General features: G+C 41.7%; 31 protein-coding genes. 22 read left to right on the top strand and 9 right to left on the bottom strand.

Going from position 1 to position 21,798, the window contains the following annotated elements; all coding sequences use genetic code 11:
* Nucleotides 1-117: 117 nt before the first annotated feature.
* Together H5125_RS22185 and H5125_RS08275 are read right to left on the bottom strand one after the other, a co-directional pair.
* Nucleotides 118-330, bottom strand: coding sequence for a hypothetical protein (locus tag H5125_RS22185; protein WP_259395417.1), 213 nt, complete (start codon nucleotides 328-330; stop codon nucleotides 118-120).
* A gap of 561 nt (nucleotides 331-891) precedes the next feature.
* On the bottom strand, nucleotides 892-1,776 hold the full coding sequence (locus tag H5125_RS08275) for a LysR family transcriptional regulator (RefSeq protein ID WP_101085557.1): 885 nt from the start codon (nucleotides 1,774-1,776) through the stop codon (nucleotides 892-894).
* 174 nt (nucleotides 1,777-1,950) lie between these two features.
* On the opposite strand from H5125_RS08275, the gene H5125_RS08270 reads away from it, so the two are divergent.
* Entirely contained in the window at nucleotides 1,951-2,628 is a 678-nt protein-coding gene (locus H5125_RS08270; RefSeq protein ID WP_101085555.1) for a pirin family protein, read from the top strand.
* 155 nt (nucleotides 2,629-2,783) lie between these two features.
* On the top strand, nucleotides 2,784-3,323 hold the full coding sequence (locus H5125_RS08265; protein WP_101085553.1) for an NADPH-dependent FMN reductase: 540 nt from the start codon (nucleotides 2,784-2,786) through the stop codon (nucleotides 3,321-3,323).
* Between the two features lie 925 nt (nucleotides 3,324-4,248).
* Here H5125_RS08265 and H5125_RS08260 read toward each other — a convergent pair.
* Nucleotides 4,249-5,271, bottom strand: a complete 1,023-nt coding sequence (locus H5125_RS08260; RefSeq protein WP_182743997.1) for a tyrosine-type recombinase/integrase — start codon at nucleotides 5,269-5,271, stop codon at nucleotides 4,249-4,251.
* A 161-nt stretch (nucleotides 5,272-5,432) separates the two neighbouring features.
* On the opposite strand from H5125_RS08260, the gene H5125_RS08255 reads away from it, so the two are divergent.
* Nucleotides 5,433-5,612, top strand: coding sequence for a hypothetical protein (locus tag H5125_RS08255; RefSeq protein WP_182743996.1), 180 nt, complete (start codon nucleotides 5,433-5,435; stop codon nucleotides 5,610-5,612).
* Nucleotides 5,606-6,139 (top strand): acetyltransferase, encoded by a 534-nt coding sequence (locus H5125_RS08250; RefSeq protein ID WP_220487276.1) that lies wholly within the window; start codon nucleotides 5,606-5,608, stop codon nucleotides 6,137-6,139. Before H5125_RS08255 ends, H5125_RS08250 begins: the two co-directional genes overlap by 7 nt.
* 12 nt (nucleotides 6,140-6,151) lie before the next feature.
* Here the strand turns inward: H5125_RS08250 and H5125_RS08245 are convergent, their stop codons facing one another.
* Both H5125_RS08245 and H5125_RS08240 read right to left on the bottom strand, forming a co-directional pair.
* Nucleotides 6,152-7,039 (bottom strand): BRCT domain-containing protein, encoded by an 888-nt coding sequence (locus tag H5125_RS08245; RefSeq protein ID WP_182743995.1) that lies wholly within the window; start codon nucleotides 7,037-7,039, stop codon nucleotides 6,152-6,154.
* Nucleotides 7,040-7,062: 23 nt separating this feature from the next.
* Nucleotides 7,063-8,142 (bottom strand): helix-turn-helix domain-containing protein, encoded by a 1,080-nt coding sequence (locus H5125_RS08240; RefSeq protein WP_182743994.1) that lies wholly within the window; start codon nucleotides 8,140-8,142, stop codon nucleotides 7,063-7,065.
* A gap of 83 nt (nucleotides 8,143-8,225) precedes the next feature.
* Here H5125_RS08240 and H5125_RS08235 point away from each other — a divergent pair, with 83 nt between their 5' ends.
* The 7 genes from H5125_RS08235 (at nucleotide 8,226) to H5125_RS08205 (ending at nucleotide 10,583) form a co-directional block, all read left to right on the top strand.
* A complete protein-coding gene (locus H5125_RS08235) occupies nucleotides 8,226-8,429 on the top strand; it encodes a DNA-binding protein (protein ID WP_182743993.1) in 204 nt (67 codons plus the stop codon).
* Nucleotides 8,430-8,495: 66 nt separating this feature from the next.
* Nucleotides 8,496-9,035, top strand: coding sequence for a phage regulatory CII family protein (locus tag H5125_RS08230; protein ID WP_182743992.1), 540 nt, complete (start codon nucleotides 8,496-8,498; stop codon nucleotides 9,033-9,035).
* Between the two features lie 11 nt (nucleotides 9,036-9,046).
* Nucleotides 9,047-9,529: a hypothetical protein gene (locus tag H5125_RS08225; protein WP_182743991.1), complete on the top strand. Its 483-nt coding sequence runs from the start codon at nucleotides 9,047-9,049 to the stop codon at nucleotides 9,527-9,529.
* A gap of 70 nt (nucleotides 9,530-9,599) precedes the next feature.
* Entirely contained in the window at nucleotides 9,600-9,836 is a 237-nt protein-coding gene (locus H5125_RS08220; protein ID WP_182743990.1) for a hypothetical protein, read from the top strand.
* 2 nt (nucleotides 9,837-9,838) lie between these two features.
* Nucleotides 9,839-10,105 carry a hypothetical protein gene (locus H5125_RS08215; protein ID WP_182743989.1) on the top strand — a complete coding sequence of 89 codons (267 nt, stop codon included), beginning with the start codon at nucleotides 9,839-9,841 and terminating at the stop codon, nucleotides 10,103-10,105.
* On the top strand, nucleotides 10,102-10,398 hold the full coding sequence (locus tag H5125_RS08210; RefSeq protein WP_259395416.1) for a hypothetical protein: 297 nt from the start codon (nucleotides 10,102-10,104) through the stop codon (nucleotides 10,396-10,398). The genes H5125_RS08215 and H5125_RS08210 overlap by 4 nt, the downstream gene beginning before the upstream one ends.
* Nucleotides 10,399-10,400: 2 nt before the next feature.
* Nucleotides 10,401-10,583, top strand: a complete 183-nt coding sequence (locus H5125_RS08205; RefSeq protein ID WP_182743988.1) for a hypothetical protein — start codon at nucleotides 10,401-10,403, stop codon at nucleotides 10,581-10,583.
* Between the two features lies 1 nt (nucleotide 10,584).
* Here the strand turns inward: H5125_RS08205 and H5125_RS08200 are convergent, their stop codons facing one another.
* Nucleotides 10,585-10,860 carry a hypothetical protein gene (locus H5125_RS08200; RefSeq protein WP_182743987.1) on the bottom strand — a complete coding sequence of 92 codons (276 nt, stop codon included), beginning with the start codon at nucleotides 10,858-10,860 and terminating at the stop codon, nucleotides 10,585-10,587.
* Between H5125_RS08200 and H5125_RS08195 the strand changes: the two genes are divergently transcribed.
* From H5125_RS08195 to H5125_RS08165, 7 genes are read left to right on the top strand one after another with little or no spacing between them, the layout of a single operon-like run.
* On the top strand, nucleotides 10,859-11,062 hold the full coding sequence (locus H5125_RS08195; protein WP_182743986.1) for a hypothetical protein: 204 nt from the start codon (nucleotides 10,859-10,861) through the stop codon (nucleotides 11,060-11,062). The two genes, H5125_RS08200 and H5125_RS08195, sit on opposite strands and share 2 nt — an antisense overlap.
* Nucleotides 11,059-11,622, top strand: coding sequence for a DNA methyltransferase (locus H5125_RS08190; RefSeq protein WP_182743985.1), 564 nt, complete (start codon nucleotides 11,059-11,061; stop codon nucleotides 11,620-11,622). The genes H5125_RS08195 and H5125_RS08190 overlap by 4 nt, the downstream gene beginning before the upstream one ends.
* Nucleotides 11,622-14,078 (top strand): replication endonuclease, encoded by a 2,457-nt coding sequence (locus H5125_RS08185; protein ID WP_182743984.1) that lies wholly within the window; start codon nucleotides 11,622-11,624, stop codon nucleotides 14,076-14,078. Before H5125_RS08190 ends, H5125_RS08185 begins: the two co-directional genes overlap by 1 nt.
* 7 nt (nucleotides 14,079-14,085) lie before the next feature.
* Entirely contained in the window at nucleotides 14,086-14,262 is a 177-nt protein-coding gene (locus H5125_RS08180; RefSeq protein WP_182743983.1) for a hypothetical protein, read from the top strand.
* Entirely contained in the window at nucleotides 14,249-14,485 is a 237-nt protein-coding gene (locus tag H5125_RS08175; RefSeq protein WP_182743982.1) for a hypothetical protein, read from the top strand. Before H5125_RS08180 ends, H5125_RS08175 begins: the two co-directional genes overlap by 14 nt.
* On the top strand, nucleotides 14,478-14,687 hold the full coding sequence (locus H5125_RS08170) for a hypothetical protein (protein WP_182743981.1): 210 nt from the start codon (nucleotides 14,478-14,480) through the stop codon (nucleotides 14,685-14,687). Before H5125_RS08175 ends, H5125_RS08170 begins: the two co-directional genes overlap by 8 nt.
* On the top strand, nucleotides 14,687-14,932 hold the full coding sequence (locus tag H5125_RS08165; RefSeq protein ID WP_182743980.1) for a PapB/FocB family fimbrial expression transcriptional regulator: 246 nt from the start codon (nucleotides 14,687-14,689) through the stop codon (nucleotides 14,930-14,932). The genes H5125_RS08170 and H5125_RS08165 overlap by 1 nt, the downstream gene beginning before the upstream one ends.
* 707 nt (nucleotides 14,933-15,639) lie before the next feature.
* Here H5125_RS08165 and H5125_RS08160 read toward each other — a convergent pair.
* Nucleotides 15,640-15,891, bottom strand: coding sequence for an ogr/Delta-like zinc finger family protein (locus tag H5125_RS08160; RefSeq protein ID WP_182743979.1), 252 nt, complete (start codon nucleotides 15,889-15,891; stop codon nucleotides 15,640-15,642).
* Nucleotides 15,892-16,105: 214 nt separating this feature from the next.
* On the opposite strand from H5125_RS08160, the gene H5125_RS08155 reads away from it, so the two are divergent.
* Nucleotides 16,106-16,396 (top strand): ADP-ribosyl-(dinitrogen reductase) hydrolase, encoded by a 291-nt coding sequence (locus H5125_RS08155; protein ID WP_220487274.1) that lies wholly within the window; start codon nucleotides 16,106-16,108, stop codon nucleotides 16,394-16,396.
* A gap of 43 nt (nucleotides 16,397-16,439) precedes the next feature.
* Nucleotides 16,440-16,766: a hypothetical protein gene (locus tag H5125_RS08150; RefSeq protein ID WP_182743978.1), complete on the top strand. Its 327-nt coding sequence runs from the start codon at nucleotides 16,440-16,442 to the stop codon at nucleotides 16,764-16,766.
* Between the two features lie 50 nt (nucleotides 16,767-16,816).
* Here the strand turns inward: H5125_RS08150 and H5125_RS08145 are convergent, their stop codons facing one another.
* A complete protein-coding gene (locus H5125_RS08145) occupies nucleotides 16,817-17,842 on the bottom strand; it encodes a phage portal protein (protein ID WP_182743977.1) in 1,026 nt (341 codons plus the stop codon).
* Entirely contained in the window at nucleotides 17,824-19,617 is a 1,794-nt protein-coding gene (locus H5125_RS08140; protein WP_182743976.1) for a terminase large subunit domain-containing protein, read from the bottom strand. The genes H5125_RS08145 and H5125_RS08140 overlap by 19 nt, the downstream gene beginning before the upstream one ends.
* Nucleotides 19,618-19,815: 198 nt before the next feature.
* Between H5125_RS08140 and H5125_RS08135 the strand changes: the two genes are divergently transcribed.
* Together H5125_RS08135 and H5125_RS08130 are read left to right on the top strand one after the other, a co-directional pair.
* Nucleotides 19,816-20,712: a GPO family capsid scaffolding protein gene (locus tag H5125_RS08135; RefSeq protein WP_182743975.1), complete on the top strand. Its 897-nt coding sequence runs from the start codon at nucleotides 19,816-19,818 to the stop codon at nucleotides 20,710-20,712.
* Nucleotides 20,713-20,758: 46 nt separating this feature from the next.
* Nucleotides 20,759-21,787 carry a phage major capsid protein, P2 family gene (locus H5125_RS08130; RefSeq protein ID WP_124016809.1) on the top strand — a complete coding sequence of 343 codons (1,029 nt, stop codon included), beginning with the start codon at nucleotides 20,759-20,761 and terminating at the stop codon, nucleotides 21,785-21,787.
* Nucleotides 21,788-21,798 lie beyond the last annotated feature (11 nt).

Raw genomic sequence — 21,798 nt, 5'->3', positions numbered from 1 at the left:
CACATCAAACAGCGCGTTTTCTCGAACTGTTAATTACATAATAAAGAGTCACATCTCACGTGTTCGGGCTTGTTCAACACTTGGGATAAGGACGCGGCTTCGCGCGGCCTATCCTTATTAGTTAGCCATTCTAGCTATCGGCTCACTGAGTGAGCGCATAAACCAACTGATATCGACTAAGCGTTGTCTGTACTTGGCTATACAATCATTCACTGTGTTAGGTTCTAATTCGTTTAGGTCTTCACCTTTAACAAACTTCTGCGTCAGTAATGGCCCTTTAAAGCCTTTGTGCCACTGAACCAACACGTCTTTAACTGACCAATGTTTCACTTTCTCTGCATCGACTTTAACAACGACATGTAAGTGATTGCTCCCTGCTTTTTAACAAGAATGCATAAGCACAAATATCAATGGCAAAAATGGTCGCTAGCTCAAGAATACGTGAATCAACCCACTCTCGGTGATGCTCAAAGTTTTCACCTGTCGAGTTATCAATACCAGAGAAAAGCCTTACGCACCACACGCGAACAACAGTGGCAACTTTCTATAAACAGGGAGTAGGCGTGTCATCTAGGCTAACAATGGTTTGTCTTGGCCTAGCCATCATTCATTACCTGCAAGTAAATATAGATAACTAAAGACTAGAGTGGTGGTTAAATATTCGCCAATAATTTGGAGTGGCCTTGTTATTAAGGTTCAATCTCGCCGTAATAATTCAAAGGTTTACGGCAGGAAATCCGATATTGCAGCCATTAACCTTTTAGATAATTTAAATGAAATAGAATCTTATTCTTAACTAAAAACAGTCTAGTGAAATGCATGATTTATAGGCTACTGACCACTTAATTTAGCCTAAAAAAGTTATGAATTTACTTCTTTAATATGTGCGTGTTATTTATTACACTCACGAAATTTATCGATGAACCATCTTATTGCTCTGCCTTTGTTATTTGTTCTCCAGCCAATGAACAGAGGAGTTAATGGTGCATCTTTAGCGATCTTAAGGGAAACCAGCTCCCCAGTTTCAAGGTGATTAGTAATACGATGCGTTGGTAAAAAACCAACTCCTAGCCCTCTAATTTGAGCTGATATCTTTTGCTCCATCGAGGCAACTCGTAACACTGTTTGCTTCTCAAATATCCTATGAGTCATGGCGGGGGACCTTTTTGAAGAATCTTTAATGATAATTGAATGAAATGGCTTGATATCATCTTCTGATAAAGGGAGATCGTATTCGAGTAAAGGGTGATTTCTCCCTACCACAAATTGCCAATCTGCTACTTTAATTTCTTCAAACTTAATTCCTTGAGTGTTTATTTCTGGGTGGGGTGCACCGATGACTAAGTCAGCTCTATTTTCAATAATTGCATCCCAACTCCCTGCTAATACTTCTTCAGTGATATTAACTTCAACACGGGTTTGAAGTTTATAAAACTCTTCAACGACATTATATAACTCTTCAATATCATAAATAGTATCGAGTGCTATAGTGATATGAGATTCCCAGCCACTGTCTACTTGTTTTGCTGTTTCTACAATACTTTGAGCTGCTTTTAGTAATTCTCGACCTTGATCAAGTAGCACTTTACCCGCAGGCGTTAAGATAGATCTTCGACCTTCTCGTCGATAAATCATAATCCCTAAATCTTCTTCTAATTTCTGTACCGTATAAGTCATTGTGGACGGTACGCGATATAGAGCGGCTGCGGCTGCGGCAAAGCTGCCTTTTCTGTCTATCGCATCCAACACCTCACAAGCTTCTAAAGATAATTTCACTAGCCACTTATTGATACTTTGATACTGATATTAATGTTCAGTCAATTCGAACATATTTGTCAGTATTACTTTGTTTTAATAAAATATTTTATATATATAATAGCTTTACAGTTCGAAAAGACCAAACAGTAAGTTGGTTTTTGTTATCAGCTAGTAATGAAAGAGGAAATTAAAATGCAGTTATTAAGTAAAGATTCATTACACAGAGGTGGATTTGCAGGATTAAAAGAAACCCGTCTTGTTGTTGATAACAAAATTGGCGGACAAAACGATACATGGAATGGACTTGGCAACTTTATATATTTAGCTGATGCGCGTTTTACGCCTAAAGGTCAAACGGGCATGCACCCACATAAAGAATTGGATGTCATTTCGGTTATGCTTGAAGGAAGTATAGAGCACCAAGGCTCTATGGAAAACGGCAAGTCAATGCAAGCCAATCAAGTGCAAGCACAACGTGCTGGTGGTGAAGGTTTTGTACACAATGAAATTAACCCTGATAATGTAGAAAACAGAATGCTGCAATTATGGGTCTTACCTGAAGCGGCCGGTGAGCCTGCAAGTTATAAATTTCATGATCTTAAAAAAGACCAGATGATACGTGTTTATGGTGGCAATAAATCACAAAGTGTCACACTTGATAGCGAAACTGTTATTGAAGTTGGTTTGCTCAGCAAAAATAAGAATGTCACCCAGGAGGGCGAGTTTATTGCTTATGTCACTGGTGGTGAAGGTGTTCTTAATGGTGTTGAAGTAAAAGATGGTGATTTGGTACGTGATGAAAAATTAGATTTTACTGCGCTCAGCGAACAAGTTCATCTAACACTTATTTATTTAAATAAGGTGAATTAAATATGTTATTACTTAAGGTTATCACCGCTGAGAGAACGGCTGGAGATTTCGCTTTATTAGTACTAAATTAGCTATAACTAAAAAATTAATTTAAAAACCAAAAGGATTAATTGTTAATTCAACAATCAATCTTTCATAATATAGGAAATTTAATCTTGACAAAAATACTCACCGTATCAGCAAGTAACAGTAAAAACTCTATCAATAGAATGCTATTAGAGTTAGCGTCGAGCAAAATTGAAGGGCATGACGTTGCCATGCTAGATATTCGAGATTATCCAATGCCTTTCTTTAGTTTAGATAGAGAAGAAAGCGAAGGCCATCCTGAAACGGCTAAACAAGTACGTGCGTTATTTGCTGAATATGATGCTTTCATCATTGCTTCTCCAGAGCACAATGGTGGAATACCTGCAGAATTTAAAAATTTAATCGACTGGGTTTCTCGTTTAGGCGATTTACAAAATCCAATGTTTGCAACGAAGAAACCAGTATTGTTACTTAGCACTTCTCCAGGCCCTAATGGTGGTGCTACTAACCTTCAAACATTATCGCAATTAATGCCGTGGTGGGGAGCCGATATTAAAGGTACGTATAGCTTAGGTCGTTTTTATGATTACTTTGTTGATGGTAAATTAAATGCTGGAAAAGATCAGGAACTTACAAACGTTGTAACAGCTTTTGTCAGCGCACTTTAATATCCTTTCAGGTCTAGGCATTATTTTGTGATACTCAATTCATTTTTGTAGTCCAAACGTCAACAATAAGGAGCTCTGGTAAGGCCTGGGAACGCTAGAAACATTTGGATTAGAGTTAAGTAGGGCATTCCATCTTCAACTTCTCGAAATTGGCGAGTCTAAGCAAAATGAAATGGGGAAAAAATGATTTGCATACCTTGCTTGCAATTGGCGTGATTCAACTCTGAACTTGATGACGTTGAAGACTCTTTACAACAGAATGCGTGAGCTGATCCATAGTTTCAGGCTTAATAACAATTGAGGCCGTTGAAGACTCTTTACAACAGAATTCGTGAGTCTGACAGGCCTTTCTCGCACATCTGATCTATATGGATATTGGAAATGTCATTATGATGTCGGGAACATCATTGACCATGTGCTATAAGGCATCCTACCTATTAGATGCCTATCGGAAACGTTAGCATTTTCACTCTTTACTGCAAGATGGGCCGAAGCAAGATTCAAACGAAGTTAAAAGCTGGATCTATCCCCATGACGACCTTTTCGCAGCTGTTGTTTAATCCATTTGGAAAATGTTGTGGGACGGCTTGTAATGGCCAATTCTTGAGCAAAGAGCCAAGAGGGAATAGCAGTTTTTCCCTTCTTGGTCGGGTGTGGGCAAAGCGCCACGACGTTGATGTTAGTTTAAAAATGAAGTATAAAATGTTGCCATGCAAAAATGGGCAAACAAAAAGGGCTTAGCATTGCTGCTAAGCCCTTCTATAAATTGGTGGAGGCGGCGGGACTTGAACCCGCGTCCAGAAAGCCTACATTCATTATATGGGGTAGGTTAAACATATACTTACAGGTAAAACAATGATTTAACTGTCGGTTGGTGCCGATTGCTGACGATGATTGACGGGCTGTGTGGGCAATTTGTGGGCATTTATAATATGCCTGCGATTGGGTTTTTGGTTATCGCATCATCTAAGTGATCAGGTGCAAAGTGGGCATAACGCATTGTGTCTTTAATATCAGCATGACCTAAGATTTGCCTTAACACCAAAATATTACCACCGTTCATCATAAAGTGACTGGCGAAAGTATGACGCAAAATGTGCGTCATTTGCCCTTCCGGGAAAGTTAAGCCGCTTCGTTTTATTGCGCGTTCGAATGATCTGCGACATGGCCTGAATAGTGGACCACGAACGCGGGGCAATAAGTCAGCTAAACCTTGAGCAATTGGCACCGTTCTGTTTTTCTTACCTTTGGTTTTAACAAACGTTATTCGGTTATGGGCAATTTGATTACCCCGTAAACCTTCAGCTTCTGACCATCGGCAGCCGGTTGCCAAACATACCATCACTATAGTGACCAGGTGTTCATATTCAGCATTGCGGCACTCGTCCAATACAACCGGAATTTCTTCAGGGTACAAAAACGCTAATTCGGTATCTTCAATTTTGAATTGAGGTAAACCCTCTAATGGATTTGGCAGAGTCCATTCACCAAGGCGTTTTAATTCTGTAAAAACAGCATTTAAATAGGCGTGTTCGTGATTAATGGTGTTTGGTTTAACCTTGGTTTTTTTACCTTGAAAATCTTCTATCTCACCATCAAGTCTTGATTGGCGATAATGAGCAAAATCGTTAATCGTGAGTTTGCTAGCGATTGGGTCGCCCAAGCCAAAACACGTTAACTCAAGTTTGCGTAATCGTGATTGAGGTTGCGCAAGTTGTTGGCCATGCAAGTCATACCAATGTTTTATTAATTCAGAAAGTTTGCGGTTATCTTCTTTTTCACCAAGCCACGGTTTATCATCAACTTGTTTTAATACAAATGTTTCATAAGCGATTGCTTCGCCTTTGGTGGCAAAAACTTTTCTGATACGTTTGCCATCACGACCACCAAGACGCATATCAATACGCCAAGGTTTGTTACTGCCGTCTTTAGTGTTTGTTATGCTCATACTATACGAAACTTATTAATATAGATTATAGGAAACGCGACAATTAAGCACTATACAGCACCTATTGGCACAAAAGGTTGTATTTGATTGGCAAAATTGTATAATTGACGAACAGGTCAATATTGGCCTTGAAGCAATATTAATCAAAAGAGGTGGTAGCTATGGCAACTGCGTCATTTAACAAAGATTTTGTTGTTACTGATAAAAAAAGTGTACAACAATTAAAAAACGACTTTAACAATCCCCATGTGGTTACTGTAAAAGTACGTGATTATAAAAAAGATAAAGTCAAAGGAATCAGCTTATTAAAACAACGGTTGTCCACCTTGGAGACTTGCTAAAAGAGTTTGGGAAAGAAAAAACTTCCAAACTCTTTTCTGATTTTACCTGCCCCAAAAACCCCGACGTAGAAGAATTTATACGCTCACCTAACAAAGCCATTCGGTTTGAAGAAAGCGACCAATCCAGAACATACTTAATTCTTGATGATGAAGCAGGTCTAATATTGGCTTATTTTTCAATTTCATTTAAAGAATTGTTTTTAGGCGGATTTGATGTGCCTAAAGTCCAGATAAAAAAACTCGACGGTATGCGTAAAGATGTAGAGCGTATCCGCGTATTTCTTATCGGCCAATTAGCCAAAAATTACAGTGTCAAAAACAACCCACTAACATTAGAAAACATTCTCGACGAAGTGTACTCGGTCATTGATCAAGTCAGGACATTAATGGGCGGTAGAGCCATTATTTTAGAATGTGAAGATAATGCTAGGTTAATTGACCTATATCTACAGCATGGGTTCAAAGTGTTGAACACCATCGAAGATACAGATCAACTTATTACAATGTACATCCACATTAGTAAATAACGTTTCATAAAACTAAATAGCCGCCATCCATTGGTCTTCACTAATAATATAAATCTTATGGCCTTTAGACTGCATAGTTTTCGCTAGTTCTATTTTACGTCCATGGCTTGAATAGGCCCAATCGCGACTGGAGAGGGATCCAACAACAACATAATGAGTTGCCATAGTTGGATTTTTTTTGACGACAGCCCCAAGGCTATTGGCTTTTGATTCTATTTCGTTGCGTGTTCCACTTTTAAATTTACCTGTAAAACAGAAACCTGAAATGGAATGAGAGATTGATTCTACAATGTCAAAAAGTTGAGTCGGGTTATCGGATGCATCACCCGTTTCATTAAAATCATTACCGGTGATTAAGTTAACTAACTGGTAAAGTTCGTCACGTTCTTTTCTTGTGATTATGCCATCTTCAAGTATTTCGGAAATCTTAGTGGTTAACAGTGGAACAGGCCAAACATCACTAATATCAGGGTTACTTGATAACCATTTTTTTAGAAACAATACTTCTGATTCATTAATCTCTTCATCAGCGCTAATTCCTTTCAAAATACCTAAAAGAACATTGACGTGATCTTTGCAGCAGGAATTATCTAAATCTTTATAGGCAATCACATCCTCAACTAAACAAAAAATATCCTCATGCTCTTCATCAGTCATTATGCCATCTTCAAGTACATCTTCTAACGCATCGATTAAATCAACCGAATCAGGGTCATCCTGCAAAAACTCATGATCTTTTAACCAAGCATTCAAAAAGAGTAATTCAGTTGGCTTTAATTTGGTATCACAGACGATGCCTGTTAACAGTCCTTTTAATGAGCAAAGTGCTTTTTGCTTATTACCTTTAAAATTCATACGGCTATATGGTTGGCCGTCTTTATCTAGTGTAGTTGTTGTCATATTCACTTCCTTGTGTTGATTGATTAAGTTTTTTTCAATACTGAAACTACTTTTCCGGCAATTTTTGTGATGCTCGTATCGATAGGGAAACGTTCTTCACCTTCGATTAAATATTGCTTTCCATCGGGTAGCTGTCTCAGTTCACCTATTTGGTATAAATTATTTACCGAAAATAAATATAGGCCTTTTGTGACAGTGCTTATATTTGTATCGATAAAAGAAGTTTTACCATCATTTATCACTATATGAGTGCTTTGCCCTGACATCCCAAATGAATCCAAAACATTATAAGAGAAAAAATAAGGATCTATGGCTTTCATGTTACCGCTTGTTATATCAAAAGTCGGTACTTGAACCATCATGTTGTCGTAACTTGGTTGGTCTGCAATATCTTTCGGTATTATGTGGTCAACCCTAGATTTTACTTTTGCTTCACTGGACTGTTGCAAGTTAGCAGAGCCTACAGAAGGTGATAAATCTGCATTTTTACGCGCCGCCACAACATCTTCCCACTCTTTACCAAAGCACAAAAAGTGCATTGACACACCCGTTGCTAAATGTATCCGACAAAGCAATTCGTGTGGGGTTATTCTTCTAGTGTGCCAGGTTCCTAAAGTACCTACGCTGACATCAAGCAACTCACCTAATTCTTTTTTACTTTCTAATCTAAACAATGAAACCAATCGCTCTATTACTACTGCGCCACCATCGTAATTAGCAGGACTTGTTAGCGAGTAGCGAAACTTTGAAATATTAAATTTTATATTGGCATAGTTTGGTTGAAGTGTTGGGTCAGGCAAAAATTGCATTACATTCAAGTCACCTTTCAGTTCCTCAAACAATAAATATTCAATTGATACGCCTGTTGCTAAATGAATACGAACGATTAACTCATAAGGCAAAACATCCCGTGTTTGCCAAGTCGCAATAGATCCTGTTGATACGCCAATAAACTCAGATAATTCAACCTTGCTGCGCAAATTAAAGAGGTGAACAAGCCTATTTATAAGCACTTTTCCTCCAACAGCTTCCAAAGGGAGAGCTATTTTTTTTAAAAGTACAACATCTTCAGTGTTGACTTTAATATTTAAGTGATCAATCATGGGTCACCATTTAGATATAGTCGATAAAAAGTAGGGTTTCGGCACCCTCCGACACACACAAACAATCAAAAGGATACCACCAAATGAGTCAATTCACATTTCAAATTGATGCACCTTTCGTTTCATCTGAAGAATACGCACGTCGCGTGGGTATTAGCGTTAGAACTGTTCGCTCTTTAATCAGCGATGGCCGTTTACCTATTCGCCCAAAGCTAAAACCCCAAGAACGTCCTTTCATCAACATGCTTGCCGTAGCAAAAGAAGCGGCAGAACTCGCCGCTTTATAATTCAAAGTATTCAATTGCAGTGTTTTATTCTTCAATTGAATGTTAGCAAAAAGGAGTTTTGCAGCAATGTATACACAATTGAGCAATACACAGTTTGCATCACAACCGCATGTTGTCGGCGCAATGCGCCAATTTGCCAATGATGAATTACTGAAAGACGTTGCAAGTGAAGCAGGGATTAAAAGCAGTCAGGTGTTACGCAACAAGTTACTACCAGAACAACCACACCAGTTAACGGTGCATGAGTTAGTTGCCATCACTAGAGCAAGCAAAAACCGTTGCTTAATTGATGGGGTGTTACTTGATTTGAATTGTATGCCATCTGTTTGTACCGACGATTTTGCAACAGCAGACAGGATGACGTTAACCGATAGAGCGCTTGATATTAATGCGAACGCCGCCCAGTTAGGTGCACTGGCATTAGATGCAAAAGCCCAGCGCAGAGTAACCGCCAGAATGCGTAACGAAACGATAAAACGTGCCAGTTATGTGATGACCGAGTTAGCTATTTTCATGCATGACGTTGAACAAAAATTTCAAGCAATACCTGTGTTATCGGTAGCGTTTGATGCAGTGCAAACAATGCCCACACCGGGCTTTATGTAGAGGGATTAATTATGTCTTTAGCCATAAAACAGCCGTTATCTAATACGATAAACAATCGCGCAATACCAGCAGCCAACGAACCGCACGGTGATGTTGGACGTGAGGCCATTGCCGCAATGCGCAAAATGTTAGGTAAAACCAGTGCCGCAAGCCAGTTTGACAAACTACCAGCACAGCAACGCGCATTAGTGCTTTTTGGTGCACGACTAAAACCAAGTGAATACTTAAACCGTCCATTGCTGAGTTTATCAACTAATGAACGTGAAGCCGTTCGACAGTCGTTAATTGCGTTAACAGATTTAGGCCGCGCCTTTAGCAACATGCCATTAAGCCGCGCTCAGTTTATTTCACCACGTCAAACCGCTATCGCAACTCAAGCAGTAACTCAAGCAGTCGCACCGCAACCAACAAATCATATTGATGATGAACTGAGACTTATCAGTAAACAGGCGCGGGAATTAATGAGCGAGTTAGACAATGACAACAAACACTAGATACAAAAAAGCCATAACCGCTGGAACGGTAATGGCTCGTATCAAATCGGTAATTTTTGGAGATTACAATATGATGAAATCAAGCATACCAGCATCTAATCCTTTTGCGCAAGTGATTGCCGCCGAAGCCAATCGCGTTATTCGCACCTTGCAGTTACCAAAGCCAGCTGATCGCACAGCAGTTGAGTCTGTACTTGAATCACTAAAAGCCATCGCGGAACCCACTTCACCACAGTTGGCTAAAACGTTAAACATTCGTTTGATTGCCATTCGCAACAACATTCAAGTTAATCAAGTGGAGGTGTGATCATGGCTAACTCAACTGTTCAATTCGATTTAACCAATCCTCAACATGTCGCCATGCGCAAGTTGATGGCTGATATTTATGCACGGCATTGTGAGGCGCATTCACAAGGATTGCCACTTATGGCGCTTAGATACTTAGGTATGGCGCAAGGGCTTGAAAAAGTCGCTTTGTATGTATTGGCTGATCACACACTAACCCAGCTTTGTTTTGAATTGACGTGTTCTTTGCAGGGAATGGACTCAATCGTAAGGCAAGAGGTGGCAGCATGATGATTTTAAAACGCAAATTCGACACCAAATTTGGTGTGGTTACGTTATCAGACAGTTTTTATAAATTGGGCTGCAAATTAAAACAAACCGAAATCACTTACAAACCCCATGACTATAACGGTTGGGGCATTACTCGCACAGTAAATGCGATTGAGGTTGAGGACTTCACCCAAGCCGATGCCGAGTTTTTTGCCGAGGTTGCCGAATCTAAATTACGTGTTAACCGTCCATCTGAAAGCTTTGTGCCTTACGACGGCACCAAGCTAAATCAATATGAAATGGGGGGAATATAGTCATGAGCCGTCATATTCCAGAAAGCTTGCGCATTTTTAACCGCACTCATAACCGACCAACCGCAGCTACCAAGCGCGAACGCAGTGCAGAAGCCAAGGCGCGTTACGACCGTTTACGAAAAATAGAAGACATGAAATTAGCCAAAGAAATGGGCGTTTCATTGGCTGATTTGGGGGCGATATGAACTATTTACCAACATACGAAAATATGGCGTCACAGCCTTGCACTGTTTTGCTCATGTCTTTTACTTCATTAGTAAAGCCATGTTTAGGCATACCTTCATTGGCGCCAACAAAAGCATTAAAACCATCAACGTTTATTTTTCGATATAGCACGCCGTCGCTATTGCGAAACCCTAGAACATATCGGCCGTATTTGTCTTCATCAATAAAAAGCGCTTCAAGAGCTGCATTGATTTTATTATCCACTTTCACTTCCATTTCAAATAAGTAAGGAAACATGATGCTACCACAAGAAAAAACAGAACAGCAAAAAGCGGATCGTATCTTAGCGCAATGTTTTGATGAAAATTTTGAACAAGCCAGTGATCTACTACAGCAGATGTTAGTGAAAGGGATTATGCGCACAGGCCGAAACCCTGAGATGTTTAAAAATATTGCCGTGAATGAGTGGGAACGCATTGAAAAGGGTGAGGAGCTATGAGCAGCACTAGCGGCAATGTCCGCGCAAATGAACTTTATCCAACGCCTGATAATGTAGTCGATGCTTTATTGGCTCAATTGCTACTTAACCCCACAGACCGCTTTTTAGAACCATGCCGTGGAACTGATGCCATTTATAATAAAGTCGCATTACCAGACGCTCAAAAAAGTTGGGCAGAACTTGATCGCGGGGTTAACTACTTAACTACTAAGTTTGAACAGCAAGACGTGATCATCACAAACCCGCCTTTCTCACTCACATGTGAGTTTTTAGCAAAGTCACTTAACGAGTTAGCCCCAAACGGCACATTGGCCTATTTGCAACGGGTTAACTTTTTAGGCAGCAAAATACGTATACCGTTTTGGGCTGAAATTGGTTTTCCTCAAAAAATGCCCATTATCATTCCTCGCCCACGTTTTGTGGGTGGTGGTAGTGACTCATGTGAATACAGTTGGTTTATTTGGGACAACGGCAATCGATTCCCCAATATCCAACAAGGTTTTAGTCACATCATTAGCGCCGACACTGTTAAAACTAAAAAAGTTAACAAGGTCGCCTGATGAATCTGGAAGACCTAACCCGTAAAGTCGGCCTTGATACGGCCGCTTTTTTTACCACCTTTCACGCCAAAGCAGATCTTGCATGGTCGGCCAAACTGGTTGCCGACTTGCCAGAGCATGTGGCCGTGACGTTATTCGGCCAATATTGCTATAAACGCCGCGCCTTAAACAATGGCCGAAGCCCAAACATTTGGTTGCGTAAACGTGTTGAAACCTTAACCGCCATGGTTAATCAATTCCCCATTCCTATATTTCACCTCAACACCGAAGACCGCCGCCAAGCCATTGCCGCCGAGTGGGCAGACCGTTGCACGGGTGTATTGAATAATGTAACTGATTACGGCAACAAACAGGTTGATGCACTAGAACTGTTATTAGCCATAAAAGAACCAGCAGATCAGTGGGGATTTTGCCCAGCATTACCCGATTTCACTGATTACAACGACAAGAAAGCCAGCGGCGTGTTTGATGAACATGCCGCTATGTACAACCTTATTGCAGGCGCCATCGCCAGGTTAACCGATGAAAACTGGTGGCTGCGTAAACTCAATAAAGCCTATTCACATTATGAAGAACATACCGCCATCGTCGTGGGTAAAGTTCGTAGCGGCGTATCGCCTTACGTGTCTAACCACGCCTTTAAAGCATGGCAGCAACGTAAACATGCCGCTCGTTTATGGCTAAACGAAATGCAAGTGGTTAATGACGAACACGGATTGGAACTGACATTAGCCGATGCGGTTGCCGCATCAGTAGCTAACCCAGAAGTTCGCCGTGCTGAATTAATGGTGCGTATGCGCGGCTTTGAAGATCTCGCCATTGAGCAAGGTTTTGCAGGTGAGTTCTACACATGGACCGCACCAAGCAAATATCACAGTTACAAAAAAAGCATAAAAGGCCCGTCTTATTCTAATAAAAAATACGATGGTGCTACCCCAAAGCAAACCCAAGCCTACCTTTGTAACCAGTGGGCTAAATGCCGCGCAAAATTTGCCCGTGAAGATATTGAAGTATTTGGTTTTCGCGTAGTCGAACCCCACCATGACGGCACACCACACTGGCATTTATTACTATTTTTTAAACAAGAACAGCTACGCCATGCCCGTTCAATTATGCGTCGTTATGCCTTGCAGCATGACAAGCACGACCTTGCACCCGCCAAAGGTAAAAAAAGTTTACGCCACCAAGGTTATAAACCCCGTTTCGATTTTAAAACCATTGATCCTGCCAAAGGGTCGGCAACCGGTTATATCGCCAAATACATCGCTAAAAACATCGATGGCCACATGGTAGATGATGATCATGAAGCTGAAACCAGCGGTAAAAACGGCGCGCAAAATGTTGCGGCGTGGTCAAGCACTTGGAACATTCGCCAGTTTCAGCAAATTGGTGGCCCGTCGGTAACCGTGTGGCGTGAGCTGCGTCGATTACGTGAGGCCATTGATTTTGACGACGTAGTTGAACGCGCCCGCAATGCAGCTGATAGCAGTAATTGGTCACGCTACGTTGAAGTGATGGGCGGCACCTTTTGTAAACGCGCAGACAGACCAGTGCAACTGGCTAAAGCCATTCAAGACCACGGCAACGTTTACGGTGAAGAAGTATCAAAAATCATGGGCGTACTGTCACAGGAAAACCACACCACTATTAACACCAGGTTAGATGGTTGGGAAATCCGCAAGCCGCAGGCCGACATGTACGTGCCGACACCAGACGAACGCGCTTTTGATGTGGCTTTTGATTTGTCTGTTGATCTTGCTTCTAAAAGCGGCGACAGCCGCGCACCTTGGAGTTCTGACAATAACTGTACGGACTCCATCAAAACTAACAAAAAGATCGCCAAAGGTGATCAGTTGTTAATACAAGAGGGCAGAAAGTTAGGGTTAGACAACGAGGATCTTAAACGCCTACGTGCGGGGTCCATTATTAACTCTGTTGTAAATGGTCATGACCAATATATTTCACTACGTCAGGGCATGTTGTTTGTTAGCCGCAGGCCACCCAATAGCCATCAGGCCCATAGTGATTGGGATGATCCTGCCCTTAATTCACAATTTGAAGCATTTACCCTCGCCAGCATCAATGCCAACAAACAAGTATTGAACGCTCAAGCATGGCGGGTGGTTGACGGTCAATTAGATGTTGATCAATGGCTGCAAGATATGTCGCCAGACATGGCAAAACTTGCACTCGAGCAACTGCAACATGTGGTTGATCTGAATAAGCGTGAAAAGTACGCCGACAAGTTTGTCGAGCCACCAAAAGAAAAAACCACGTTTACCCGCGACCATAAACCAGACCTTTCAAACTGGCTAAACAAAGCGGCATCACATCAGCACTCAACGGCTAACAGCACGTGTTCAGCTTGTAAATGTGACATAACCACACAGCCAAAAATTGACGGTATGTGCATAAGTTGTCACGACATATCAGCATTTATTTACGGTGAAAAATAGGGGTGTTATGGACGGTATATTTGATGATTGGGAAGAACCTAAAAAAATAATTTGTCCGGCTTGTGGGCAGCAAAGTACCCAAGAGGCATTAGACAAGTTTGAAGTTTGCGAAAGCTGTGAGGCCATTAACGAACATCTCTATTTTAAACCCATACCAATAGAAGACGACAATGCCGATTTTTGACCGAAATAACCCAGCCGATATGCAGGCCATAGCCGATGCGCAGCAATTAACGGTTGAATGCCATGAGCGCTATCACCTTTGTAAAAAGCAATTAGACACATTAAACAAGCAAGCCGTTCGCCAGTGGTTAGAACGCCTGCCAACAGAACAACGAGAAAAGTGCCGTGTAACGTTAAATAACATAGTGGCATCGCGCCAGCAAAAAGGAAAAAAACATGACTAACAAAAATCAATTTAATCCAAACGAACAAGCAATGGAAAGCGTTACAAAATCGCTAAAAATGGTACTTAATGCATCAACGCTAACAGACCCAGAGCGAATTATTGTACTTAAAGATTTATTATCAGCTGAAGATAATAGGCAGGAAGTAAAAATTAAAACGATGGTGATGTTGTCTGCACTAAGTAACATCGGAAAGCACTAATGAAAACCCTTGTTCAAGGTTGTGAAAGTGCCGAGCAATTCGGCATTTTACTTAAGATGACGCGCATCAATAGCGAAGCCAAACAAAATGCGTTGCGCGCCTATTTGGTTGATGGCTTGCCAGCTAAAAGAGCTTATGCCCGTTTTGGTGTCACCCAACAGCATTTTAGCAACGCATTAACCAGGTTAAATAAAGCAGCAGACTTGGCCATGCAGTACAGTGACAATCATAAACGGCAGGCATAAAAGGCAGGCATAACGCAAAATCAACACCAGTTAACTAGTGTTGATTTTGTCCATATCACAGTTTTAAAAACTGGCAACCACTAAAAAGTGAGTCAAAATAGTTTTCAGTGAAAACTATTCGCACTAATTAATATAATTGCTTGTGCTTAATCGTTTTAACGACACCATCAAAAATATTGCTTTATTAAAAAAAGCCCTGCGAACGGATTCGAATGTAAACGAATAGATATGAAATAAAAGTAAGGAGTTTAGTTTTTTATGATAGCAAATTGATTTTAAAGTCTTTTATTTTGATATAAATTGGTTTTTATGTGTTTAACAACAATAACAACAAATATGTTGACCCGTGATATTAGCTATTCTAATGGGTATATTCCCCAGCCAAGCCTGCCTATTCCAAAGCATAAAAAACTCACTTAAGCTGCACCCCAATCGCCTTATTGAAGTTCGAATTTGAAAAACATTTATCAGCAAGTTTTATCAGTAAGATTTGAGAGTGCACACTGAGTTGCGCGTTTTTAATTATGTGGATAATAGGTATGGCGTCGCTAATGGCGCGTCTTTATAAGAGGTAATATCAATGGGTTTAGCGTTTATTGAGCAAGTTGAATTGCTATGTGAATTACATGTACAACAAACCAGCGAGTCCGAAAAAGATAATTGTGTCTTAATGATGCTCATAATGGCTAAAAATGCGCGGCAAGAGCTTACAGAAAGTTTAGTTCACGTTGAAGTTGCAAACGATGCTCTAATGACATCGCGTTAACCAGTTGCTTAACTAATTGACTCGATGATTTTGCGCTAGGGCTTAGAGTGTGGCTAAACGATACGTTAACAACAAACGTGTGGCCACACTCTGGGTCAGAACATGAGCAATACAAATTAGCATGTGCCGAACTTATTCTATCGGTTTTACCGATAATCGCTTTATTGTTGCAGCTAGTGCATAACACCCGCATGTCGATCTCCCAATCGTTTGAACGCTAATGTTTAACGGTTCTAGTTTACGCCATAGCACTGTTTTTTTAAACAGTAAAAGGTACTTAGTAGCCGTAACCAAAATAATTATTTATGATAAAAATTTGCCATTTAGGATGAATATATATACATTTTGTATATACAAATATAAATGGCGTCTGTATATTACGGTCAAAGATAAGGAAGGAGTCTAATTTGGCTATCAAGATGTCGAAACCTGTAAGAGATAAACTCTTACAAAAACACGGTGTGAATGTTAGCGAGGTTTATGAGTGTTTTTTAAACCGCACTCATACGGACTTAGTCGATAATAGAGAAGACCATCGAACCAACCCGCCAACGAAATGGTTCATCTCAGAGACTGATAAAGGAATAAAGTTAAAAGTTTGTTACATACAAGATGCCGGTGATTTATTCATCAAATCTGTGTTTCCGCCGAATGACGTAGAGTCAGATATTTATAATCGATTCGCTAAAGAAATGTGAATTGGTATAAAGCTGTAACTATTCATTGGCTAAGGGTATGAATATGAAAATTGAAAGTACAATAGAGAACTGGGAAAACGGTACACTTGGTAATGATGAAGCATTTGTAGAGATAGCTACGGATATAACATCTAGAGAAGTAGATGATATGTTAGCCTTACAAATGATCTCAATCCGTTTGCAGAAGTCTTTAATACAAGACCTAAAAGATTTAGCAACTCGCAATGGATTAGGTGGTTATCAGCCACTGATCCGTAGAGTTTTAGAGCGATTTGTAGAAGCTGAAATGAAAATGATAGCTAGAGAATCAATGAGCCAACAAGTAGAAGTTGAAGTTGAGCATGATGAGAGACTAGTCAGCGGCTGCTAAGTTAAAAAATATAAAACCGCCATTTAGGCGGTTTTTTTATGTCTGCAACATTACTCCAAATCAAAAAACAGCTTTAACTTGCCACCCACTTCTGGATCACGTGCTATCGCATCAACCAAATTGTTGATCAACGTCTTAGTCTCATTTTTAAAATAAACCGCATCATATTTAGCTGGGTCGCCAAGGCCTGCAGTATTGGCCGGAATAATACCGGCTAAGCCAGGGGGGAAACGGTGCGCGTTGAGTACGTCTTGAGCAGACACGTTTTTAACGTTCATAAACTCGTCTTTGCTTTCAAAATTACCCACGGGGATAATCTGCAAGCCTTTCTCTTTGCCGTTGGGAATATTCACAAACAGCGAACGGAAGTTACCCACGCCCTTTGAGTCTTGAATTTTCTCTTTAATGTCTTTCTCAACATTGGGGTCTAGGTTCGGGTCGGTTGCATACATAATGAAACCCATGTGAGCGCCATTAATGTAATATTTGCGTCTAAATAACGTGGCATCTTCATTTAACAATGCTGCTTGTAAGCCGCCTAAATAATCGGGGCAACCATACACCTGCTGTACTGGGTCATACTGGCGCACCCAAATAATGTCTTTGGCCTTATATCGCTTAAATTGCTGATCACGCTCTAACACCACCGCGCCACCATCTTCACCCACGCGGGTTCGATAACTGGGTAACGGAAACAACCGCACAGTTTGCCCAAAACCGTTGCGGATCTTCACTAACGCTACATCACCAAACTGCACAAAATTTAAAAAAGTGGCGACAACTTCTTGGGCACTCATACCGCCAGACACAAAACGCGATGCAGCCATATTGGCGCGGCTTTGCACTATGCCGCCGTGTTGCGCATTACGGCGGGTTAAGTTAGCCAGTAAATGCCTATCAATGGGCGGTTCCCAATATTCATCGCTTGAGTTGTAATACAACGAGTCGTAATCGGTAAGCCACATATTAGGCATCACTTGTTCGGGCAAACTAAACACCACAGGTGCATTGCTGCTCGGTTGCTCAGTCTCGTTTGCTATATCGTCGTTCGCGGCAGTTAGTGTTGCATTGTCCATGATGATGATCTCTTGTGTTCATAATTAAGGGGTTCGTTGATCACCGCGTGGGCAATCGCAAAAAATACGTCGGCATGGCCTGTGGCATTGTCGCGGCTGGCTTTAAAGGTAATGGCCCCGCCAGTATCGGTGGTAGTTCGTCGTATCGCTAAACAACTCATGGCAATGTCTTTGTGTGAGGCATCCCATTCAATGCGGCCACCTTCAATCACATCAATCATTTTCAGCACCAAGCGGGTTTTACTACCAACACTGTAATGAATCGCCGTAGCCTCACGCGGGAACAAGGTGCTAATCGAGTCGAACACCCCAGCACCAATGCCAGTGGTATCAACGCCAATGTAAGTCACCCGGTAACGTGCATACACCTTTTGAATTTCGCTCACATGATGGGCAAAGTTAAGCCCGCGCCAATAATGTTTTTCGAGTACGCGGAACTTTTCACCTTTCTTTTCACCTGGTGCAACCACAACCAAAGTCGCATTATCGCGGGTGCGTGATGGGTCATAACCTAGCCACACTTCACGGTTGCCAAATGGCCGCAAATCATTGGGTTTATGGTCCTGCCACCTCGCAGCATCAACCATGCATTTTTCAAGGTCGCTGAACTTAAATACACTGTCCGCATCATCAACAAACACGCACATAAACAAGTTGGCAAAATCATCGCCGTTGTATTCATCGCGCAGTTCATCAATATCAAATAAGCCGCAGCCGCCAGCCAATGCATCTTCAATCGTGACCACAAAGCGCCACTGTTTATCTGGGCATAATCGGCCACGGTCGCGCATGGCATTAAAGGTGGGAAACTCAACCTCTTCACGGTCAGGCTTGCCTTGTCGCCAATGGTCACCAGTCCAAAACGAATAAGCGGGGTGTGCTTTAGTGGATGGGGTTGAAAAGTAGGTTTTACGCCAGTTTTTGTGAGTAGCCATGGCAGAGGCTAATTTGTTTAATACATCAAACTTACCAATCCAAAAGTATTCATCAACGTACACATGGCCGTGATAACTTTGCGCGGTTTTACTATTGGTACTTAAAAAACGCAGTTCGGCATCACCGTGTTTGGTGTGCAACACAATTGGGTTGCCGGTTAATTCAATCTCAAAAAATTCTTGTGCAATAGCAATAATGTAACTGCGGAATACTTCTGCTTGAGAACGTGACGCCGACAAGAATATTTGCGGATCCCCCGTTAATACTGCTTGCTCAAATGCTTCACCAGCAAAGTAATACGTTGCACCAATTTGACGACTTTTTAAAATGTTCCGAATACGCTGATGCAAGTTTTCATGCATGGTTTTTTGGTATTCAAAAAGCGATGCGTACCAGGTGCCAAAGTCTTCAGCGTCTAAATGACTTACATCATTTTTGCGCTTGCGGCCTTTACGGGGTTTATCGTCATTACCAGAGCGTTCGCCACCTTTAGCGTTATTACCTTTATTACCAGACTTGGAACCAGAACCAGAACCAAACGAATGGCCCTCGCTGATTAGGCGCTGCTTTTTCAACTTCACATGCTTTTCAATCAGCATGTCGAGTTCTTTTATTTGATTACCTGATTTGTCCTGAATATCTGACAGCATCACAATGCGGCGCGCAATAGCCTCGTCTACTTCTTCCTCTCGCAGTAAATCACGCCAGCCGTATTTGTCGGCCCAGTAGTACACCACCCGATTATTTGGCAGGCCGAGTTCGTCCCGAATTTCATCAGGGGTGTGTCTGCGTAAATAAAGCCGTTTTGCGGCTTCACGGATTTCAGGAGAGTAGGCCATATCACTCAGGGTTAATGATTAATGTTGCCAGTGTATTGACTATCGCAGCACTCATAACGGACTAAATATCGGCTCAGTTCCGATAATGCAAAAATCGGAATTACGCCGAAGTTTGCCAAGTGATTGCACCTTGTCAAAGCCGTAAGCTGTAGGCCTAAACAGCATTTACGCATTTATCGACTTTAGGCAGGCAAACACATGGGCAAGCAAACTGGATGGGTTATCGCAGCAACCGAAGGCGCAACAGTCGACGGTCGCACTATCACCAAACAGTGGATTGAAGACATGGCCGCACAATATTCAGTGGATGAATACACCGCCATGATTTGGCCTGAACATTTCCGTTCATCATGGGGCCCGTTTGAGGGTAAAAACTGGGGAATAGTGGATGAAGTCAAAGCCTCAACTAAAGACGGAAAACTGCGTTTATATGTCAAGTTAACCGCCAACGATTACTTATTAGCAGCTAACCAAGAAGGTCAAAAGCTGTTTATGTCAATCGAGCCAAACATTGATTACAAAGGAACGGGCAAAGCCTATTTATCGGGTATTGCCGTTACCGACTCGCCTGCATCAACGGGTACAACCCGCCTTAAGTTTTCAGCCGGTGACAATCACCACGACCACGAATACAGCCAATTAGAAGAGTTACAGCAAAGTGACTTCATTACGGAACAAGCAACGCCTACGGAACAGGGCTTGTTTGCCATGCTACGCAATTACTTTAATAAGCCAAACGCGGCAACCGACCCAACCGAGGAAGACCCAATGAAAACAGAGCAATTTGAAGCCTTAATGGGCAAATTTGAAACCTTTGACACCAAGCTAACAGAGCTTGAAACCAAAGTTGACACCTTTGGCAAAAAGCCAGAAGCAACTGGTACCGAAAAAACTGAAATTGATACCACCACAGCGACTGATAAAACAGACGCGCCAGGTGTTAGTGCTGAACAGTTCAGCAAAGTTGAAACCCTATTAACCGGACTAACAGAAAAGCTCGGTGCAATGGAAACCAAGTTCAATGCGCTAAGCAAAGAAACTGCAGGCCAAGAGCCTGATCCAGCAGGTCTAGGCGAATCTTACTCAGTGGTTTAAGACCCACTAAACCACTTTAGTCATTTATTAGCAGCGAGATAGCATCATGAATTTAACACCAATTGCACTAGCCTGTTTGCTTGCATACAGCACCAACATGGCCACCGGATATCAAACACCAGACGTGAGTAAGCAATTTAGCGTTACTGGCCCAATGGAAACCAAACTTCGCGCCGCCATTCTTGATTCAGTCGAGTTTTTAAAACTGATCACCATGATGGACGTTGACCAAATTAAAGGTCAAGTGGTTAGCGTAGGTAATACAGGCATTGCCACAGGGCGTAAGTCTGGTGGTCGATTTACTTCAGGACAAGATGTTAACGGTAATACCTATGAACTGGTCGAAACTGACTCTTGTGCCTTTGTTGATTGGGGCACATTAGCAGTATGGGCCAACGCAGGCAGTGAACGTCAATTCATGAAACTAATGAGTGAAAACGCCACTATGCGTTTTGCCCTCGACATTTTACGCATTGGCTTTAATGGTACTTCTGCCGCAATAGACACAGATCCTGTTGCCAACCCGCTTGGTCAAGACGTTAACAAAGGCTGGCATCAGTTAGTAAAAGAGAAAGCGCCTGATCAGGTAATGACTGACCCGATTTACTTTAACCCTGATGCAACAGGTGTTTTGAAAGACGGTGAATACAAAACATTAGACGCCATTGTTACCGAAGTTAAGAACACCTTGATCCCTGAACAATTCCGCAACGACCCACGCTTGGTTGTATTGGTTGGCAGTGACTTAACCGCAACCGCTCAGACTAAGTTGATGAACCAAGCAGACAAGCCAACCGAACGTGTTGCCGCGCAAATGATGGATAAATCCATTGGTGGTTTAAAGGCATACACACCACCGTTCTTCCCAGGTAAACGCCTAGTGGTGACATTGCTTTCTAACTTGCATTGCTACACCCAAAAAGGCACCCGCTCGCGCAAGTCTGAAAACGTAGAAGACCGTAAGCGCTGGGAAGACAAGTATTGGCGCTTTGAAGGGTATGCAGTTGATGAAATGCAGGCATACGGTGCAATCGATGAAGCTGCAATGAATATTGGCGCAGCCCCAGCGGCTTAACCCTATCACTA

The sequence above is a fragment of the Shewanella sp. SR44-4 genome (genome assembly GCF_014163715.1).
Taxonomy (GTDB): domain Bacteria; phylum Pseudomonadota; class Gammaproteobacteria; order Enterobacterales; family Shewanellaceae; genus Shewanella.
This window is presented reverse-complemented; position numbering and strand designations above follow the sequence as displayed.

Coding starts and splice junctions, on each gene's coding strand:
- H5125_RS08270 (WP_101085555.1), top strand. CDS start 1,951: ATGCAGTTATTAAGTAAAGATTCATTACACAGAGGTGGATTTGCAGGA.
- H5125_RS08260 (WP_182743997.1), bottom strand. CDS start 5,271: ATGAGCATAACAAACACTAAAGACGGCAGTAACAAACCTTGGCGTATT.
- H5125_RS08255 (WP_182743996.1), top strand. CDS start 5,433: ATGGCAACTGCGTCATTTAACAAAGATTTTGTTGTTACTGATAAAAAA.
- H5125_RS08245 (WP_182743995.1), bottom strand. CDS start 7,039: ATGACAACAACTACACTAGATAAAGACGGCCAACCATATAGCCGTATG.
- H5125_RS08240 (WP_182743994.1), bottom strand. CDS start 8,142: ATGATTGATCACTTAAATATTAAAGTCAACACTGAAGATGTTGTACTT.
- H5125_RS08235 (WP_182743993.1), top strand. CDS start 8,226: ATGAGTCAATTCACATTTCAAATTGATGCACCTTTCGTTTCATCTGAA.
- H5125_RS08230 (WP_182743992.1), top strand. CDS start 8,496: ATGTATACACAATTGAGCAATACACAGTTTGCATCACAACCGCATGTT.
- H5125_RS08225 (WP_182743991.1), top strand. CDS start 9,047: ATGTCTTTAGCCATAAAACAGCCGTTATCTAATACGATAAACAATCGC.
- H5125_RS08220 (WP_182743990.1), top strand. CDS start 9,600: ATGATGAAATCAAGCATACCAGCATCTAATCCTTTTGCGCAAGTGATT.
- H5125_RS08215 (WP_182743989.1), top strand. CDS start 9,839: ATGGCTAACTCAACTGTTCAATTCGATTTAACCAATCCTCAACATGTC.
- H5125_RS08210 (WP_259395416.1), top strand. CDS start 10,102: ATGATGATTTTAAAACGCAAATTCGACACCAAATTTGGTGTGGTTACG.
- H5125_RS08205 (WP_182743988.1), top strand. CDS start 10,401: ATGAGCCGTCATATTCCAGAAAGCTTGCGCATTTTTAACCGCACTCAT.
- H5125_RS08195 (WP_182743986.1), top strand. CDS start 10,859: ATGATGCTACCACAAGAAAAAACAGAACAGCAAAAAGCGGATCGTATC.
- H5125_RS08200 (WP_182743987.1), bottom strand. CDS start 10,860: ATGTTTCCTTACTTATTTGAAATGGAAGTGAAAGTGGATAATAAAATC.
- H5125_RS08190 (WP_182743985.1), top strand. CDS start 11,059: ATGAGCAGCACTAGCGGCAATGTCCGCGCAAATGAACTTTATCCAACG.
- H5125_RS08185 (WP_182743984.1), top strand. CDS start 11,622: ATGAATCTGGAAGACCTAACCCGTAAAGTCGGCCTTGATACGGCCGCT.
- H5125_RS08180 (WP_182743983.1), top strand. CDS start 14,086: ATGGACGGTATATTTGATGATTGGGAAGAACCTAAAAAAATAATTTGT.
- H5125_RS08175 (WP_182743982.1), top strand. CDS start 14,249: ATGCCGATTTTTGACCGAAATAACCCAGCCGATATGCAGGCCATAGCC.
- H5125_RS08170 (WP_182743981.1), top strand. CDS start 14,478: ATGACTAACAAAAATCAATTTAATCCAAACGAACAAGCAATGGAAAGC.
- H5125_RS08165 (WP_182743980.1), top strand. CDS start 14,687: ATGAAAACCCTTGTTCAAGGTTGTGAAAGTGCCGAGCAATTCGGCATT.
- H5125_RS08160 (WP_182743979.1), bottom strand. CDS start 15,891: ATGCGGGTGTTATGCACTAGCTGCAACAATAAAGCGATTATCGGTAAA.
- H5125_RS08150 (WP_182743978.1), top strand. CDS start 16,440: ATGAAAATTGAAAGTACAATAGAGAACTGGGAAAACGGTACACTTGGT.
- H5125_RS08145 (WP_182743977.1), bottom strand. CDS start 17,842: ATGGACAATGCAACACTAACTGCCGCGAACGACGATATAGCAAACGAG.
- H5125_RS08140 (WP_182743976.1), bottom strand. CDS start 19,617: ATGGCCTACTCTCCTGAAATCCGTGAAGCCGCAAAACGGCTTTATTTA.
- H5125_RS08135 (WP_182743975.1), top strand. CDS start 19,816: ATGGGCAAGCAAACTGGATGGGTTATCGCAGCAACCGAAGGCGCAACA.
- H5125_RS08130 (WP_124016809.1), top strand. CDS start 20,759: ATGAATTTAACACCAATTGCACTAGCCTGTTTGCTTGCATACAGCACC.